Origin of the sequence: Streptomyces spirodelae (genome assembly GCF_017676385.1) — a bacterium.
In the GTDB taxonomy this organism is placed as follows: Bacteria; Actinomycetota; Actinomycetes; order Streptomycetales; family Streptomycetaceae; genus Streptomyces; species Streptomyces spirodelae.
In genome coordinates this window covers 154,336-171,320 of record NZ_JAFFZN010000009.1, presented here as the reverse complement: position 1 = coordinate 171,320, position 16,985 = coordinate 154,336, and the positions used below count along the sequence as shown (strand labels likewise).

Here is a 16,985-nt window from a genome sequence, read left to right as displayed (position 1 = left end):
CACGGCCACCTTGCCCTGCCGGGACAGGCTGGTCACGAGGGTACGGTCGGTCGCCACGAGTCCGGCTCGCAAGTGGCGAGAAACACTCTTGCCGGGGGAGCCCTCCGTCAGTCCGCGAGCCGGACCGCGTTCTCCAGCAGCAGCGCGTGCACGAACGCCTGGGGCAGATTGCCGCGCAGTTGGCGCTGCTCGACGTCGAACTCCTCGGCGTACAGGGCCGGAGGCCCGTACGCGGCGCGGTTGCGCTCGAACCAGCGGAGCGCGGAGGGGCGGTCGCCGAGGTGGTTGGTGACCAGAGACATCATGAAGCCGCACAGCAGGAAGGCGCCCTCGGCGGCGGCGAGCGGACGGCCGTCATGCCGGAAGCGGTAGACGAAACCGTCCTCGGCCAGCTCGTCCTGGACGGCCCTGACTGTGCGGGCCGTACTCGGATCGTCCATGGGCAGGCAGCCGCGGGCCAGCGGGAGCAGGACCGCCGCGTCCACCTCGGGGTCGTCAGCGGCGCGGGCCCACACTCCGTCGGGGCGCAGACAGCGGGCGCGGGCCTGGGCCAGCACCGTCTCGGCCAGCGCGCGGGGGCGTGCGGCCTCACGCTCGGGCAACTGGGCCGCCAGCGCCCGCAGTCCGGTCACCACGCTCAGCCGTGAGTGCGTCCACCAGCGCTCCTCCAGCTCCCACATCCCGGCCTCGGGGCGCTCCCAGTTGCGCTCCACGGCGGTGATGGCGACCTCGACGGCGCGCCGGACGTCGCGGTCCTCCAGGTGCCCGTGGCGGGCGGCCGCCGCGTACAGCTGGAGCACCTCGCCGAAGGTGTCGAGCTGGAACTGCCTGCCCGCCTGGTTGCCCACCCGGTCGCTCCCGCCGGGGTAGCCGCTCAGGCCCAGGGTCCGTTCCTCGGGGACCGGGTCGCCGGTGACGGTGTAGGCGGGGCGCAGCGCGTCGCCGTCCTCCAGGATGCGCGCGGTGACGAAGTCACAGGCGCTCTCCAGCAGCGGATGCGGCCCGTGCGCGGCCACCGCGATGCCGGCGTAGGACTGGTCGCGCAGCCAGGCGTAGCGGTAGTCGTAGTTGCGGCCCTCGCCCGCGTGCTCGGGCAGTGAGGTGGTGGCAGCCGCCACCATGCCGCCCGCGCCGCTGGTCAGCCCGTGCAGTACGGCGTACGCCTTGCGGGCGTCACGGGGCGCGAGCAGGTTGCCGCACTCGGGCACGGCCTGCCGCCAGCGGCGCTGGGTCTCCTCCCACAGCCCGTGCGGCTCCAGGCTGCCGGTGCCGGCGGCGCGCTCGGTGGTGATCTCCAGAACGAGGTCGCGCCGCTCGCCTTCGCGCAGGGTGAACGTGCCGTGCAGCGCGCCGTCGGGTCCCGGGCGCGCCTCGGGGGCGCCCGCCCAGCGCATCCGCAGCCCGCCGCCGGAGGCCGTCCACACCGGTGCCGCGTCGTCCGACGCGGCACCGCCGGGGCCGACCGGTTCCCGGGACAGCTGCCAGCCGTTCAGCTCGGCGCGTCCGAAGCCGGGCCGCGGATCGAGCACCAGTGCCACCCCCGCGCCGGACGAGGGGCCGCGCTCGAGGGTCACCTGGCGCAGCAGCACCAGCCGCTCGGGGTCGGCGGGCAGGGCGAGCGCGTCCCGGGTGACGAAGACGGCCCCGGAGGTCACCCACCTGCTGACCCGCACGAGCGTGCCGTTCTCGTAGAAACCGCCGCTGACCTGCCAGTTGTCGGCGGGTCTCACGGTGTACTGCCCGGCGCCGCCGATCAGCTGCGAGAAGACCGCGTCGCTGTCCCAGCGCGGCGCGCACAGCCATACCAGCCCACCGCGCGGTGAGATCAGCGCGCCGCGCTCCCCGTCGCCTATGAAGGCGTAGTCCCGCAGCGGCCAGGGCTCGGTGCCGTCCGGGCCTGATCGATCAGATGGGGCGAGCTGCGTCATATCGGTGACCCTAGTACCCGGTCGCGGGAGCCCAGGACGCACGGCGTGACACGCCGCGACGCGGGTACCCGGCCCGGTCCACAGGGGCGGCCCGGCCACGTACGGCCCGTCCGGCGGCGGCCGGAGCCGCCGGCCACCGATGGGGAAGGAGGACGGTGATGACCCAGCGGGTCCGCGACATCATGACCGCGGCGCCGGTGGCGGTCGGCACCCTGACCGGTGTCGGTGAGGTCGCGCAGCGGATGCGTGACGAGGACATCGGCGCCGTGCTGGTGACCGAGCGGGACGAGCTGCGCGGCCTGGTCACCGACCGTGACCTGACGGTCCGGGTGCTGGCAGAGGGCCGCGACCCTCTGCATACGACGGTGCGGGAGGTGTGCAGCCCCCGGCTGGTGACGGTCTCCCCCGGCGACGGTACCGATGATGCCGCCGTGCTCATGCGCCGCCACTCGTTGCGGCAGCTGCCGGTCGTCGAGAACGGGGAGGCGGTGGGCATGGTCGCCCTGGGCGACCTCGCGGTCGACCGGGACCCTGACTCGGCCCTGAGCGAGATCAGCTCGGCCCCGGCGAACACCTGAGGCCGGTCGGGACCCAGGCCGGGCCGTGCCACAGGCCGGGACGGGGGCGGGGGGTGGTGGAGCGCGTCGTGCTCCGCTTGGTACGACCGGGCAAATGGGTGTTCCCTGGATAAACAGGGGATACCCGAGACAGACGTGAATGACCTCAAAAACCTTCCATGATCTGAATACCCCTACCTGAGGTGAGGAGCTGGATATGTCCAAGCGCCAGCCGGACCAGGCAGGAAGCGAACCCGACCAGATCCGTGGACCGGAGGAACGCCGGATACACGGCGGCATGCCGGAGAAGCCCGACGACGAGGCGCTGGCCAAGCGCACGGAGGAGGAGCGGGTGGATGCCGGTCTGGACGACTACGACCCCGAGGACGTACCGCCCGCCACGGAATCCTGAAGACCCCGAGGGCCGGCTCTTGGGCCGGCCCCCACCGCTGAGAGGCCGCAAGCCATGCCGATCGCCACGGTGAACCCCGCTGACGGCGAGACCCTCAAGACGTTCGACCCGCTGTCCGAGCAGGAGATCGAAGAGCGACTCGCGGACGCCGACGCCGCCTTCCGCACCTACCGCACCACCACCTTCGAGGAGCGTGCCCGGCTGCTGAACGGGGCCGCCGACCTGCTGGAGCGGGAGGCGAACGGGGTCGCGCGGGTCATCACGACGGAGATGGGCAAGACGCTGGCCGCCGCGGAAGCTGAGGCCGCCAAGTGCGTCAAGGCGATGCGCTGGTACGCCGAGCGGGCAGAGGAACTGCTGGCACCCGAGTATCCGGCCGCCGAGGACGTCGAGGACTCGGGCGCCGTACGGGCCAGGGTGCGCTACCGCCCGCTGGGCCCGGTGCTGGCGGTGATGCCGTGGAACTTCCCGCTCTGGCAGGTGATCAGGTTCGCGGCACCCGCGCTGATGGCGGGCAACGTGGGGCTGCTCAAGCACGCCTCGAACGTGCCGCAGACCGCGCTGTACCTCGGCGACCTGTTCCACCGGGCGGGCTTCGCGCCGGGCTGCTTCCAGACCCTGCTGGTCTCCTCCGGCGCGATCGAGTCGGTGCTGCGCGACCCGCGCGTGGTCGCCGCCACCCTCACCGGCAGCGAAGGGGCGGGCCGGTCGGTCGCCTCGGTCGCGGGCGACGAGGTCAAGAAGACCGTGCTCGAACTCGGCGGCAGCGACCCCTACATCGTGATGCCTTCCGCTGACATCGACGCCGCGGCACGCACGGCGGTGACGGCGCGGGTCCAGAACAACGGCCAGTCGTGCATCGCCGCCAAGCGCTTCATCGTGCACACGGACGTGTACGACGCGTTCGCCGAGCGGTTCACGGCTGGTATGCGAGCGCTGACCGTGGGCGACCCCATGGAGCCCGGAACGGACGTGGGCCCGCTCGCCAGCCGGCAGGGTCGCGACGACCTGGAGGAGCTGGTCACCGACGCGCTCACCCAGGGCGCGCAGGCGCTGTGCGGTGGGCGCCGCCCCGAGGGCCTGGACCGGGGCTTCTACTACGAGCCGACGGTGCTCACCGGCGTGACCGAGCAGATGCGCATCCACCGCGAGGAGGCGTTCGGCCCGGTCGCCTCCCTCTACCGGACGCGCGACATCGACGAGGCCATCGAGCTGGCCAACGACACCCCCTTCGGGCTCAGCTCCAACGTGTGGACGCGGGACGAGTGCGAGACCGACCGCTTCGCGCAGGACCTGGAGGCGGGCGGCATCTACTTCAACGGAATGACCGCCTCGCATCCGGCCCTGCCCTTCGGCGGCGTCAAGCGCTCCGGCTACGGGCGGGAGCTGTCCGGGCACGGCATCCGCGAGTTCTGCAACACGACGACGATCTGGCGCGCCTGAGCGCCGAACGCCCGGTCAGTACCGGCTCACCGCGCGGTTGACGCCGGTCACGAACGTAGTGGCCAGCACCCAGCCGGCGACGATGAGCAGATACGCCAGCCACTGGTACCCGCCCTGCGGGGCGTACGCCTTCTCCTGGCCGAAGTCGATGATCGGCAGCAGCAGGTCCAGGGCGTACGCGAAGGCGTTGAAGCCCGGTGCCTCGTCGGCCTTCAGAGGGCGCGGCGGACGCAGTCCGTAGGTGACCGCGCCCACCAGGAGCAGTCCGGCCAGCCAGCCGGCGGCCCGCATCGGCCGGAAGCCGTAGCCCACGGTCACATCCTGGAGATGGCCCCACAGCCGCCCGTGGAGGGCGAGCGTCGTGCGGTGTCTGCGCTGCTTGGCGAGCTGGACGGTACGGGCCGCCGCGTCGTCACCGATGTGCCGGTAGGCGGCCGTCAACTGTTCGTAGGCGAAGGGTACATAGCCGTCGCCGTCGCGGGTGAGCACCTCCAGCCGTTCGGCTGCCGGGCGGGCGGGTACGAGCGTCGTGTACGTCAGGCCGTCGAGCCGCACCGCGGCGGGCCACACCTCGGGGCTGATGTGCAGCAGTTCGAACCGGCCCCGGCGCAGATTGACGACGCCCTCGACGGGGCGGGCCTCGCGCAGCCAGAACTCGCCCGCCGTGCAGCTGCTGGCCCGCAGCGCGACGCCGCCCGGGTTGGACAGCCGCGCACAACTGAGGTTGAGCTGCCCGGGAACGGTCGCGCCGCGCAGGTTGACGCGGCCCTCGGCCCACAGTCGCATGGCGTGCAGATCGGTGCCCACGGTGAGGGTCTCGGCTTGGAGTGCGGTGCCGCCGGGCTGCAGGAGACAAGCGTCGTCGAGCCGGACGAGGCCCGTCACGGTCACTCCGTCGAGCCGGGCCCTGCCGTGCACGGTCAGCCGGGTGGCGCGCAGATCCTCGCCGACGGTCGCGTGGTCGAGCTTCAGCGGGGATTCCGGCCGTTCGGCCGGTTGTGTGCCGCCCTCCCCCGCAGCCTGGGCCGGTACGCCCACCTCGGCGCGGTCCAGGAAGAGGGCGCCCGCGATACGCGCCCCGGACAGTGCGACCGCGCCAGTGACGCGGCAGTCGTTCAGCCGCAGCGCCCCGTCGACGCGCAGGGTGGTCGCCCACAGCCCCGGCATCCGGCACCCGCCCAGGGTGAGCTGCCGGAACTCGGCTCCGTAGAGGACGACCGTCTCGTCGAAGTCGCACTCCCGCAGCGACACCGGGCAGCTGACATGGCCGGAGTGCACATTGAGCTCACCCGTCACCCGCGCGCCCCGCAGCCGCAGCGCGGGTATCTCCCCGTTCTCGTCGGGCGTCGTCAGCAGCAGGGAGCGCAGTACCCGGGCCCGCACGGTGCGATCTTCGGCCGCCGAGAGGTCGACCGGCTCGCCCCGCGGAAACGCCTCCCACACGCGCCTTTCCGGCTCCGTCAGTTCGGTGATCTCCACGCCCCGGACTCTTCCCGGACGCCGCGAGCACGTCAACTCGGCCCCGGTGCGGCCCGGTCCGGCGATTACCCGGCACGTAATCGACCCGGACCCCGCGCGGGCGGCATCGTCATGGCATCGGCTCGCGGACACGACGCGGGCCGGGGCTCCACCGCAACGACGAGCAGGCCGGTACTCCACCGGGACAACGAGAACGAGGGAACGAGGGGACGTACGTCATGAACACCTACGAGACCGCTGTCGAGCGCTACTTCGCCGCCTGGAACGCGCCGGACGCCGAGAGCCGCGCCAAGGCCGTCGCCACGGCGTGGACCAAGGACGGCAGCTACACCGACCCGCTCGCCCAAGTGGCCGGCCACGGCGAGCTGACGGCGGCGATCGGTGCGGCACGGGAGCAGTTCCCCGGCTGCGAGTTCCGGCAGATCGGTGCTGTGGACGGACACCACGACATCGCCCGCTTCTCCTGGGAGCTGGTCGTCGTCGCCGACGGTTCCTCGCCCGCCGCGGGATTCGATGTGATCACGCTGGCCGAGGACGGCCGGATCGCCTCGGTGAAGGGTTTCCTGGACCGGGTGCCCGGCGCCTGAAGCGCCGGGCGGGCTCAGGCGCTGTGGCCCGCGGGGATCTCCTCGCCGGCCGGGACGGGACCGGGCGGGGTGCCGTCCCCGAAGGGGCGGCCGCCGAGCTGCTCTCGGTGGTGCGGGGCCAGCCAGCCGGAGAGATCGGGTCCGGCCGGCACGATGGAGGTCGGGTTGATACCGGTGTGGACGACGTAGTAGTGCCGTTTGATGTGGTCGAAGTCGACCGTGTCCCCGAACCCCGGCGTCTGGTACAGATCCCGCACATACGCCCACAGCACGGGGTCCTGCTCCAGCTTGTTGCGGTTGCACTTGAAGTGGCCGTGGTAGACGGCGTCGAACCGCACCAGCGTGGTGAACAGGCGGATGTCGGCCTCGGTGATGGTGTCGCCCACCAGGTAGCGCCGGTCCCGCAGCCGCTCCGAGACCAGGTCCAGGCGCCGGAAGACATCGGCGTACGCGGCCTCGTAGTCCTGCTGCGTGGTGGCGAACCCGGCCCGGTAGACGCCGTTGTTGACGTCCCGGTAGATACCAGCGGCCACCTCGTCGATCTCGTCGCGCAGCGCCTCGGGGTAGAGGTCGGGGGCGCCCTGCCGGTGCAGTTGCCGCCACTCGGTGGCCAGATCGAGGGTGATTTGCTGGTAGTCGTTGGTGACCAGTGCGCCGCTGGGCACATCCACGATCGCGGGGACGCTCACACCGCCCGGGTAGTCCGACTCACGCTTGTCGTACGCCTCGTGCAGGAAGCGGATGCCGAGCACCGGGTCGCGGTCGTCGGGATCGAGGGTGAAACGCCAGCTGCGGTCGTCCTGGATCGGGTCGGCGACGGCCAGCGACAGCGCGCTCTCCAGGCCCAGCAGTCGCCGCGAGACCAGCGCGCGGGACGCCCACGGGCAGGCCCGGCTGACCACCAGCCGGTACCGGCCGGCCTCCACCGGCCAGCCGTCCCGCCCGTCGGCCGTGATGCGGTCGGCGAAGTGGCTCTTGGACCTCTTGAACGGTTTCCGGCCGTACTCGGTGTTCCCGGCACCGTCGGTGGCTTCAGCAGTGCTCATTCCGGTCTCCTTCTCACAGGTGCCTGCCCGGCGGGGCGTGCCGGAGGCGCTGGTCGCGCCCGGTACGCGCCCCGGGCGTCGGCCGGTGGGTGCTCCCGGCCCCGATCCCATCACCCCAGCGGCCCCTGTGCCGAGTACCGACGCGAAACGGGTGCCATGCTCCCGCCTAGCGCCCGACCTGCCAGGCGAAGGGCGGAAGCTGGGCGGCCCGGCAGTAGACCTCGCACGCCCACGGCAGGGCGGCGGCCGAGGGATGCAGACGTGCTCCCTCCAGGCTGGCCAGCAGCCGCGCCGTGTGGTGGATACAGCCGGTGTGCTGCACGCCGTTCCGGTCGAGGACGGTGACCGCCGTGCGCCTGCCCTCGCACGGTGTCGGGTCCGCCTCGTCCGCCGCCGCGCACCGCCGGGCGCCGCCCGCTGCCGTCGCGTCCATCTCCCCCACCCCGTCCCGCTCACGTTCGCTCGGCCGGACAGCCAGTGGCTTCCCCCAACCTCCCTGCCTCATGGCGGAATTGGGGAAGGCATGGGCAACTGTTGACGTGCCGCGCCTGCCGGACGGCTCGCGGACCGCTCACGGGTTGCTCAAGGGCCGCTCAAGGGCGGCTCGCTCAGGACATGAGGAAGTCCTGCACCACGGGCGCCAGCTCCTCGGGCGGCACCTGGTGGAAGACCCCGGGCAGGGTGCGGTACTCGCCGTTCGGCAGCGCCTCGGCAGTGGCGCGGGCCGCGTCCTGCAGCACCGGCGTACTGGCGTCGCTGCTCAGCACCAGGGTGGGGACCCGCACAGCGGCCAGCGTCTCCTCGGGCAGGGTGCTGTCCCCCAGCAGCGTGGTGTCGTAGCAGAGCGTGTGCGCGATCTTCTTCATCTCCTCCCAGGCCGGGGACTGGCGGGCGCCCTCCACAGCCTGCGGTGGCAGGCCGATGATCTCGGAGAGGAAGTAGGTGACCGCCTCGGCCCGCTCGCCCTCGCTGACGAGCTCGGTCAGCCGTGCCACCCGGACCGGGTCCTGGAGCTGTCCCACCGCTCCGGTGAAGGGCGGTTCGAAGAGCACGATCCTGCTCAGCGCGGCCCCCGCGTGCGCCATCGCCTCCAGCAGCACCAGGCCGCCGGACGACATCCCGAAGGCGAAGCACTCCGACTCCTCCCCGCCCGCGCCGACCGCCGCCGCGACGGCGGCCAGGTCCTCGCCTTCCCGGACGGGCGCATAGGGCTCCGTATCGCCGCTGTCGCCTCTGCCCCGGCGGTCGTAGACCACTCCGGACAGGCCCAGCCCCGCCAGTTCGCGGGCGAACGGCACGCCCGCGGCGCGGGTGCTGAGCGCGCCCCCGGTAACCAGGACGGGCGGGCCGTCGCCCAGCCGCTCGAAGGCGAGCTCGGTGCCGTCGGAGGAGGTGGTGAATTGCGCGTTCATGGTGCGTGGCCCTTCCGGCTGACGTGATGTTGCTGATGTCTTACCAGCAGCCACTGACAGCCGGGGGCGCGACGCGGGACGGCTCGCCGCGGGTCAGCCCCGGGCACGGTCCTCGGGCGGCGGGGGCGGGGTGGGAGCCCCGGCGGGAGGTGGCAGCTTGGGGTAGGCGCGCGGCGCCGCGGCCGCCGGCACGAGGGAGGGCCCGCCGTCCCCTGGCGCCGGGGACGGCAGCAGCGCGTCGCGCCGGGCTCCGGGGTCCCAGCCGGGCTCGACGACCCGCTTCTGCACCAGGATGGCGCCCGCCAGCACCACGGCCCCGGTGGCGAGCATCAGCACGATGGCTGTCGCTCCGCCCGCCTTGCCCGCGAAGCCGACGAGGGAGCCGATCCAGCCGAAATCGGCGTCCCCGAAGGTGGTGTTGGCACTGCCGAAGGCGCCCAGAACCTTCAGCAGCACGGCGGGCAGAAGCGTGATCAGAACGCCGTTGCAGTAAGCGCCGAGCACCGCGCCGCGCCTGCCGCCGGTCGCGTTGCCGTACACGCCCGCCGCGCCACCGGTGAAGAAGTGCGGCACCAGCCCGGGCAGCACCAGGGCCAGACCGAAGGCCGGGCCCAGCACCCAGGCCAGCAGGGCGAGGGTGCTCAGGCCGCCGACGAAGCTGGCCAGGAACCCGACGAGCACGGCGTTCTGCGCGTACGGGAAGACGATGGGCGCGTCCAGCGCCGGTACTGCTCCGGGTACGACTTTCCGGGCTATGCCCTGGAAGGCCGGGACGAGTTCGCCCAGAATCGTCCGGACGCCGAAGAGGATGACGGCGACCGCGATGCCGAACTGGAGGCCCTGCATGAGGGCTTGCATCAGATAGTCGCCCAGGTCGGCCGCGGCTTGTCCGCTGTCGGCGGCGAACGCCTTGAAGGCCGTCTCCCGGCCCGCCTTGGCGAGGTGGAGGACCGCCATGATCAGGTAGATGAGCACCATGGACAGCGCGGTGGCGACCATCGAGTCGCGCAGGAAGCGCAGCCCCTCGGGCAGCTTCATGTCCTCCGTGCTGCGGCTGCGCCTGCCGACGAGCTGCCCCACCGCGCCGGCCGTCACATAGCCCGCCGTGCCGAAGTGCCCGATGGCGATGCTGTTGTTGCCGGTGATGCGCTTGGTCCAGGGATGAGCGAATGCCGGCATCGACACGAGGAGAATGCCCAGCAGCACGCCACCGACGGCCACCACGACCCACGCGGACAGCCCCGCGGTCGCCAGGACCATGGTCAGCAGCGTCGCCATGAACAGCATGTGATGGCCGGTCAGGAAGACATAGCGCAGCGGGGTGAACCGGGCCAGCAGCAGCCCGAGCCCGAACCCGGCGATCATCAGCCAGGCGACCCGTGCGCCGAATTCGTCCTGCGCGATTCCGACGATGGCCTCGTTGGTGGGGATCACCCCGTGCGCCCCGGTGGCGCCCTGGATCATCTCCCCCAGCGGCGCCAGCGAGCCGACGACGAGGTCTGCTCCGGCGCCGATCAGCAGAAAGCCCAGCGTCGCCTTGATGGCGCCGCCGACGATCTGCCCCGCCGATTTCCTCAGAGCCGCGAGACCGGCCGCCGTGATGAGACCGATCAGATACGCGGGAACGCTCAGGATCTCGTTGACGAGAAACTTCGCGACAGTGACCAGCCAGTCCATGGAGCCTTCCGCTTCGTGCTGTGTTCGTGCGAGACGTGTCCCGGGAGCCCGGCGGGCTCAGACGTCGTAGGTGTCGCGCAGGACGGCGTCGACCTCACTGGCGCTGGTGAAGTCCTCCACCACCTTCACCGGAACGCCCACGTCGCCGAGGGTCGCGGCGATCTCCCGGGAGGTGAGGACGGCCGCGGCCTCGGACGCCTTGCCCTTGGCCGAGATGGTGTCCGTGGCCTCCACGGTGATGTGCTGGTCCCAGCCCCATCTGTCGAGGACGCGCTCCAGAGTGTTCTTCAGAAAGAGACTGGTGCCGACGCCGTTGCCGCACACGGTGAGGATCTTCTGCACGGCCGGCCCGCTCGCGCGCGCCGAGTGCCCACTCGCGCGCGCGGTCCCCCCGCCGCCGGTTTCCCGCCGCTGCTCGTTTGCGGCGAGCACCCTGTGCAGTTCCCCGGGGGTCGGTGCGGTGCGCAGGGCCGCCTCGGTCTCCGGGTCGCCCAGCAGCCGCGCCAGCGCCGCCATGGCCGCCGTATGGGCGCCGGAGTCCTCCGCCGCGAGGGCGACGACGAGGGTGACCGGATCGTTGGTCTCGTGCCCGAACGCGACGGGCTCAGCCAGCCGCACCCAGGACATTCCGGTGCGGCGCACCGCGGGCGAGGGTCGGGCGTGGGCGAAGGCGAAGCCGGGCGCGATGACGAGGTAGGGCCCGTTCTCCTCCAGGTTGCGGATCATCTCGTCGGTGTACGCGTCGGTAGTGGTACCCCGTGTGACCAGCAGTTCGCCCGCCACACCGACCGCCGCGCGCCAGTCGGCCGCGGCCACCTCCAGCCGTATCGCCTCGCGGGGCAGCAGTTCGCTCAGTGACGCCATGCCCCGGATACTGACACGCCGCCCGGCGGGGTCTCAGGGCGCCTCCCGCCCGGAACGTCACGGCCGGTCACCCGCTGCCGCGGCCCCGCCCGACGGTGCCGGTGTCGGCGCCTGTGACAGGGGTACCCGACACCGGCACAAAGCGCCCCCCAACAGCAGGGAGGAACCATGCGCCTCGATTCCCTCGCACCGCTCCTCGACCGGAACGGGCCGTGGGCCACCGTCTACACCAGCACGGCGCGGGCCACCGAGTCCGCCGGTGACGAGCGCCGTCTGGCGGCCCGTGCCGCGGGGGACGAGCTGGCGCGGCAGGGGGCAGACGCGTCCACCGTCGACGCCGTCACCGAGCACCTGGCCGCGCTCTCGCCCAGGACCCGGCCGCAGGGCAGCGTGGTGTTCGCCGCTGCCGGCGAGACCGTGCTCGAACTGCCGCTGAACACGGCGCCCGACCGTACCGTCGTGTGCTGGTCGGCGCTGCCGCACCTGGGGCCGCTGCCGGAGCTGCGGGGAGAGAACCCGCGCTGCCTGACGGCGCGCATCGACCGCACCGGCGCCGACTTCGAACTCGTCGACGCGCACGGGACGCACAGCGCCGGGCAGGCGACCGGTGAGGAGTGGCCCATCCACCGCAACGCCACCGGCGAACTGTCGGAGAAGCACTTCCAGCTGCGGGTGGAGAACACCTGGGAGAGCAACGCCGGACTGATCGCCGAAGCGATCGACCGCCGCTTCCAGGAGACCGGCGCGGATGTGCTGGTCCTCAGCGGTGACCCGCGCGAGCGGAGGGCCGTGCACGAGCGGCTGCCCGAGCGGCTGCGGGGCATCGCAGTGGAGACCTCGCACGGCGGCCGCGCGGCAGGAGCTTCCTCGGAGTTGCTCGACCGGGAGACGGCGCGGGCCCGTCAGGAGTTCGTCGAGCAGCACACCGCTCGCGCGCTGGCCGAGATGCGCGCAGCGCACAGTCCTGGCAGCTCAGGCCCTGGGGACCTCCACGATCCCGCGGCGCCGGTTCCGGCGACGGCCGAGTCGGTGCCCTCGCTGGTGGAGGCCGCGCGTGAACACCGCGTCGGCACACTGCTGGTGCGGCCCGGCGGCCCCGACCGGGACCGCCAGGTATGGGTGGGCGACGGCTCCGACCAGGTGGCCGTGCGCCGCTCCGAGCTGCAGTACCTCGGGGCTACGGACCCGGTGCCCGCGAGGGCCGACGACGCGCTGCTGCGCAACGCGCTGGCGACCGACGCCGAGGTGCTGGTCGCCGACCCGCGGGAAGAGCTCCCGGTCGGCGGGCTGGGCGCGCTGCTGCGGTGGACGCACGCCGATGAGCGGGCCGCCGCCGTGCGGTGACGCGCGCCGGGGCGGCCTACGGGGCAGCGGGCGGGCGTGGGCGCCCGGCCCCATAACGCCTCGGACTTGACGCTCTTCCAGGAGGCGGCGGAAGGGGTGACCCCCCAGGAGCGGTTGCCGCGGTCGAGCCAGCCGGACAGCAGCCCGAAGCAGGCGCCCGCCAGGGCCAGCAGAGCCCCCAGCCAGCTGGGTGAGGTGAGGCCGAAGCCGGCGGCGATGACCATGCCGCCGAGCGAGGCCCCCAGCGAGTTGGCGATGTTGAAGGCGGACTGCACACTGGCGGAGCCGAGTTCGGGGGCGTCCCTGGCGTGGTCGAGGATGCGGGCCTGGACGCTGGGGATGGCGGCCATGCCCGCGATTCCGGTGAGGAACACGTTGACGGCGACCAGAACGGTGTTCTGCGCCGTCACCAGGAACATGATCAGCGAGAGCGCGAGGGCGAGCAGCGCCCCGCACATGGTCCGTACGGGCCAGTCGGCGAGGCGCCCGCCGAGCATGGTGCCCACGGTCATGCCGGCGCCGGAGAGCGCCAGCAGCGCGGTGGCCGCGGTGGGGGTGTAGCCGCTGACCTGGGTGACCAGCGGCTGGATGTAGGTGTAGAAGGACGAGGTGCCGGCGAAGCCGAACACCACCACGGCATAGGCCAGCCACACCTGCGGTCTCTTGAATATGCCGAGTTCGCCGCGCACGGTTCCCCGTCCTGGTTCCTGCTGCACGGGGATCAGGGTCGCGAGGGAGACGAGGCCGAGGAGGCCGATGCCCGCGACGACGATGAACGTCCAGCGCCAGCCGACCGTCTGACCGAGCAGGGTGCCCAGTGGTGAGCCGACGATGTTCGCCATCGGCACGCCGACCAGTACCACCGAGAGGGCTCTGCCGCGCTTTTCCGGCGGGACGAGTCGCGCCGCGACAACGGCGCCGATTCCGAAGAACACACCGTGCGGAAGCCCAGCCGTAAAGCGGGCGGCCAGCAGAAGTTCATGGTTGGGGACAAGGGCTGACGCTGTGTTCCCGAAAATGAACATGCATGTCATCGCGAGCAGCATTGTCTTACGGCGGATCCGCATACCCGCGAGGGTGAGCAGCGGTGCCCCGATCACGACACCGAGCGAGTAGGCGGAGACGTAGCCACCGGCATCGGGGATGCTCACTCCCATGTCGGAGGCGGCCTCGGGCAGTAGACCTATCATCACGAACTCGGCCGTGCCAGCACCGAACGTTGCAATGGCCAGAGCCAAGAGGGCAAGGGGCAACGGGACCTCCTTGCAGGAGTGGGGTGTTGGGCTGCCCGGCTCGCCTCGGCGGGCCGTTTCCTCGAAAGGAAGCGTGCCGCAATACAGGATTCAAGCAAACGGTTTCTGCATAAGGCTGCCCATAATAGGATTCCAGGTTTTCCCTGAACTCCCCCTGGAATCAAGGCAGTCGAGCGGCGATGCGCTCAAGAAACCTCCGGCGGGCCGCCGCTGATTCGGCGTGTCGCTGCCCGTATCGCTGATCGCCTTACGGGCATGGAGAGTTACCGGTGACGAATGCGGCGGCTGTGACGTAAGAATGGCAATTGCTCGCGAGTGAAATATAGACGGGGCCCGCCCCGTGAAATCCGTCCGGCGCGCTGCCGCGGGCGCCGAAAACACCGCGGCCACCCCGCGTGTTGGCGGGGTGGCCGCGGTGGGCCGGGCGCGGTGGGCGTCAGCCGCGGATGTTGACGTCGACGCAGGCGTAGAAGGCGTTGGCCGTATCAGCGATGTTCCATACCGCGAGCACCTTCTGCTTGCCGGTGAAGCCGCGGAAGTCGACGTGGTGCGAGACGGTCTCGGGTGGCTGTGCACCTCCGCCACCGATCTCGGCGATCTTCGTATTGCCGATGAAGTACTGCCAGTTGGTGGTGCGGTGCCGGGCGGTGAACTTCCAGTTGAAGTCCGTCGAGCTGCCGACGTCGGTGACGCGCCAGCCCTTGTTGTCGTCGCGCAGGTCGGCGAAGCGCTCGTTGCCGCCCGCACAGTCCTTGAGCCCCTTGGGGCCTTCGACGCTCTGCGGTTCCCACTTGATCGAGCCGCAGGAGACGACGCCGCGGGCGCACTGTTCCTGGCGGCTGGCCGGGTTGGTGATCCAGCCGTGCGCCTCGGCGGGGGTCGACGTGAGACCGAGGACCAGGAGTGGGGCGAGGCCGACGCCGGCGCATGCCGCCAACTTCCGTCTGCGAGGCTGCTTCTGCTTCTTGGTCCGGTGCATCTCAGCTCCTTCGGTGGGGGGGAGAGCACACAGTGGGGATTGGTCTAGACTTTAACGACTGACCGTGGTCGGTCAACCCTTCGCGCGGGAACGCTCACGCCTTCGGAAAACTGAAGCTGTAGCCCTGTTCCTTGAGCCACGGCAGCAACTCCCGCAGCGCCTGGTACGACTCGGAGCGGTCACCGCCGCCGTCGTGGAGGAGGATCACGGCGCCGTCCTCCACCTGCTCCTTGGCGTGCCGGACGATCGCCTCCGTACCGGGCAGCTGCCAGTCCCCCGGGTCCACGACCCAGCCCAGCGGCCGCATACCGTGCTCGGCCGCCACCCGGCGGCTGGCCGGGGTGAAGGCACCGCCCGGAGCGCGGTAGTAGTAGATCCGCGCCCCGCCCGACGCCTTGTCGATCATGCGCTTGGCGCCGAGTATCTGCCGCTTCTGGTAGGCGACCGACTTGTGATCCATCCCCGTGTCGTGGTCGACCGAGTGGTCGCACAGCCGGTGCCCCTCGGCGACGATCCGCCGGACGAGCTTCGGATAGCGCTCCGCGTTGGGACCTATCAGACAGAAGGTGGCCTTGACGTGGTACCGGCGCAGCAGGTCCAGCGTCTTGGGCGTCCACTCAGGATGCGGTCCGTCGTCAAGGGTGAGCGAGACGGAGCGCCCGCCGGTGGCCGTACGGTGGCTTATCGACCGGCTGACCTTCCGGGGAGCCTTCGGCCGCGCGGGCCCCGCATGCGGCTTCTGCTCGGGAGCCGCGGACTCCTGCTGGACACGCGCCGCGCGCACGCTCTGCTCCCAGCCCGGGTGCCGGCCGGAGGCCGCCGCCCCCGCGCTCGTCCCGACGAACGCCGTCAGCAGACCGACCGCCACGGTCCCCGCCGCGGCGGCGAACGCCACGGTCGTCGGCCTGCTGCCCCGCTTGCTGCGCACTACTGCTCCCAACTGTCCCGATTTCACCGGTCTCGGCACTGATGCAGACCTCTCGGAGGGATCAGCGGTTGCGTCGTGGAGATGAGATATACGCCGCATTCGAGGCATGCCTGTGCGGCAGCCGACGGGGCACCCTGTAGGACCTTGGAACCGGACCGACCGAGAGCAGGGAGAGCACAGTCGATGGCGACCAGCGTGGCATTCACCGAGGACCTGGCACGGGAGGTGCTGGCCACCGCGACGGGTGGCCCCGGCGGTACGGCGGAGCTGCTGTCCCTGGGCGAGAACGCCGTCTTCGCGCTGGGCGGGACGGTCGTACGCATCGGGCGGGACCCGCAGCTGCTGGCGCGCGCCGAGCACGAGCTGCGGGTGGCGAACTGGCTGGAGAGCGAGGGCGTGCCCGCCGTACGCGCGGCAGAACCGCAGCCGCGGCTCGTCGGGGACCACCCTGTCACCTTCTGGCGGCGGCTGCCCGCCGCGGTGCGTCCCGCGGCGGCTGCGGACCTGGCCGGGCTGCTGCGGCTCGTCCACGCGCTGCCCGAGCCGCCGTTCCCCCTGCCCGCGCGGGAGCTGCTGGGCGGGGTGGAGCGTTGGCTGCGGCTGGCCGGGGACGCGGTACCGCGGGAGGACGCGGCGTTCCTGCGGGCGCGCCGGGACGACGTCCTCGCCGCGCTGCCCGGCCTCGTCCCCCACCTACGGCCCGGCCCGGTGCACGGTGACGCGCTGCCCCGCAACGTGCACGTCACCCCGCAGGGGCCGCTGCTGGTGGACCTGGAGACGTTCTCCTCGGACCTGCGCGAGCACGACCTGGTCGTGATGGCGCTCAGCCTCGACCGCTACGGCCTGCCGGAGGCCGAGTACGAGACCTTCTGCGCCACCTACGGCTGGGACGTGCGCGAGTGGGAGGGGTGCGCGGTGCTCCGGGGAGCGCGCGAGACGGCAAGCTGCGCGTGGGTCTCGCAACATGCGCCGGGCAACCCGGCGGCGCGCGCCGAGTTCCAGCGGCGGGTGGCCTCACTGCGCGAGTCGGACCCCACGGTGCGGTGGCATCCCTTCTGACCGAACGCCGTCGTTGC

The 16,985-nt window shown here is 71.8% G+C and carries 15 protein-coding genes and 1 pseudogene; 6 read left to right on the top strand and 10 right to left on the bottom strand.

All coding sequences use genetic code 11. From position 1 onward, the window contains the following. Positions 1 to 107: 107 nt before the first annotated feature. Entirely contained in the window at positions 108 to 1,928 is a 1,821-nt protein-coding gene (locus JW592_RS12605; protein WP_209265106.1) for a glycoside hydrolase family 15 protein, read from the bottom strand. Between the two features lie 158 nt (positions 1,929 to 2,086). On the opposite strand from JW592_RS12605, the gene JW592_RS12600 reads away from it, so the two are divergent. The 3 genes from JW592_RS12600 (at position 2,087) to JW592_RS12590 (ending at position 4,340) form a co-directional block, all read left to right on the top strand. Further along, positions 2,087 to 2,506: a CBS domain-containing protein gene (locus JW592_RS12600; protein ID WP_209265105.1), complete on the top strand. Its 420-nt coding sequence runs from the start codon at positions 2,087 to 2,089 to the stop codon at positions 2,504 to 2,506. 196 nt (positions 2,507 to 2,702) lie between these two features. Then, entirely contained in the window at positions 2,703 to 2,897 is a 195-nt protein-coding gene (locus JW592_RS12595; protein ID WP_209265104.1) for a hypothetical protein, read from the top strand. A gap of 54 nt (positions 2,898 to 2,951) precedes the next feature. Beyond that, positions 2,952 to 4,340: an NADP-dependent succinic semialdehyde dehydrogenase gene (locus JW592_RS12590; protein ID WP_209265103.1), complete on the top strand. Its 1,389-nt coding sequence runs from the start codon at positions 2,952 to 2,954 to the stop codon at positions 4,338 to 4,340. 15 nt (positions 4,341 to 4,355) lie between these two features. Here JW592_RS12590 and JW592_RS12585 read toward each other — a convergent pair whose 3' ends face one another. Next, entirely contained in the window at positions 4,356 to 5,819 is a 1,464-nt protein-coding gene (locus tag JW592_RS12585; RefSeq protein ID WP_209265102.1) for a membrane-associated oxidoreductase, read from the bottom strand. A gap of 218 nt (positions 5,820 to 6,037) precedes the next feature. On the opposite strand from JW592_RS12585, the gene JW592_RS12580 reads away from it, so the two are divergent. Next, positions 6,038 to 6,406, top strand: coding sequence for a nuclear transport factor 2 family protein (locus JW592_RS12580; RefSeq protein ID WP_209265101.1), 369 nt, complete (start codon positions 6,038 to 6,040; stop codon positions 6,404 to 6,406). A 14-nt stretch (positions 6,407 to 6,420) separates the two neighbouring features. Here JW592_RS12580 and JW592_RS12575 read toward each other — a convergent pair whose 3' ends face one another. The 5 genes from JW592_RS12575 to JW592_RS12555 all read right to left on the bottom strand — a co-directional run bounded on the left by JW592_RS12575 (position 6,421) and on the right by JW592_RS12555 (position 11,405). Beyond that, positions 6,421 to 7,452, bottom strand: coding sequence for a glutathione S-transferase family protein (locus JW592_RS12575; protein WP_209265100.1), 1,032 nt, complete (start codon positions 7,450 to 7,452; stop codon positions 6,421 to 6,423). Positions 7,453 to 7,618: 166 nt separating this feature from the next. Further along, positions 7,619 to 7,957 (bottom strand): hypothetical protein, encoded by a 339-nt coding sequence (locus tag JW592_RS12570; protein ID WP_229375815.1) that lies wholly within the window; start codon positions 7,955 to 7,957, stop codon positions 7,619 to 7,621. 103 nt (positions 7,958 to 8,060) lie between these two features. Continuing rightward, positions 8,061 to 8,864, bottom strand: a complete 804-nt coding sequence (locus JW592_RS12565; RefSeq protein WP_209265099.1) for an alpha/beta fold hydrolase — start codon at positions 8,862 to 8,864, stop codon at positions 8,061 to 8,063. Between the two features lie 93 nt (positions 8,865 to 8,957). Then, on the bottom strand, positions 8,958 to 10,541 hold the full coding sequence (ulaA, locus tag JW592_RS12560) for a PTS ascorbate transporter subunit IIC (protein ID WP_209265098.1): 1,584 nt from the start codon (positions 10,539 to 10,541) through the stop codon (positions 8,958 to 8,960). A gap of 57 nt (positions 10,542 to 10,598) precedes the next feature. After that, positions 10,599 to 11,405 (bottom strand): PTS sugar transporter subunit IIAB, encoded by an 807-nt coding sequence (locus JW592_RS12555; protein ID WP_209265097.1) that lies wholly within the window; start codon positions 11,403 to 11,405, stop codon positions 10,599 to 10,601. Between the two features lie 168 nt (positions 11,406 to 11,573). Here JW592_RS12555 and JW592_RS12550 point away from each other — a divergent pair, with 168 nt between their 5' ends. After that, on the top strand, positions 11,574 to 12,749 hold the full coding sequence (locus JW592_RS12550) for a baeRF2 domain-containing protein (protein WP_209265096.1): 1,176 nt from the start codon (positions 11,574 to 11,576) through the stop codon (positions 12,747 to 12,749). Between the two features lie 218 nt (positions 12,750 to 12,967). Here JW592_RS12550 and JW592_RS12545 read toward each other — a convergent pair. The 3 genes and pseudogenes from JW592_RS12545 to JW592_RS12535 form a co-directional block, all read right to left on the bottom strand. Continuing rightward, a pseudogene (locus JW592_RS12545) lies at positions 12,968 to 13,939 on the bottom strand (MFS transporter); the annotation flags it as partial. A 499-nt stretch (positions 13,940 to 14,438) separates the two neighbouring features. Continuing rightward, complete coding sequence (locus JW592_RS12540) at positions 14,439 to 14,981, bottom strand: lytic polysaccharide monooxygenase auxiliary activity family 9 protein (RefSeq protein ID WP_209265095.1); 543 nt, start codon at positions 14,979 to 14,981, stop codon at positions 14,439 to 14,441. Between the two features lie 94 nt (positions 14,982 to 15,075). Then, positions 15,076 to 15,909 carry a polysaccharide deacetylase family protein gene (locus JW592_RS12535; protein WP_307805390.1) on the bottom strand — a complete coding sequence of 278 codons (834 nt, stop codon included), beginning with the start codon at positions 15,907 to 15,909 and terminating at the stop codon, positions 15,076 to 15,078. Between the two features lie 183 nt (positions 15,910 to 16,092). On the opposite strand from JW592_RS12535, the gene JW592_RS12530 reads away from it, so the two are divergent. Beyond that, positions 16,093 to 16,968 carry an aminoglycoside phosphotransferase family protein gene (locus tag JW592_RS12530; protein ID WP_209265093.1) on the top strand — a complete coding sequence of 292 codons (876 nt, stop codon included), beginning with the start codon at positions 16,093 to 16,095 and terminating at the stop codon, positions 16,966 to 16,968. The last annotated feature ends 17 nt before the right edge of the window (positions 16,969 to 16,985 follow it).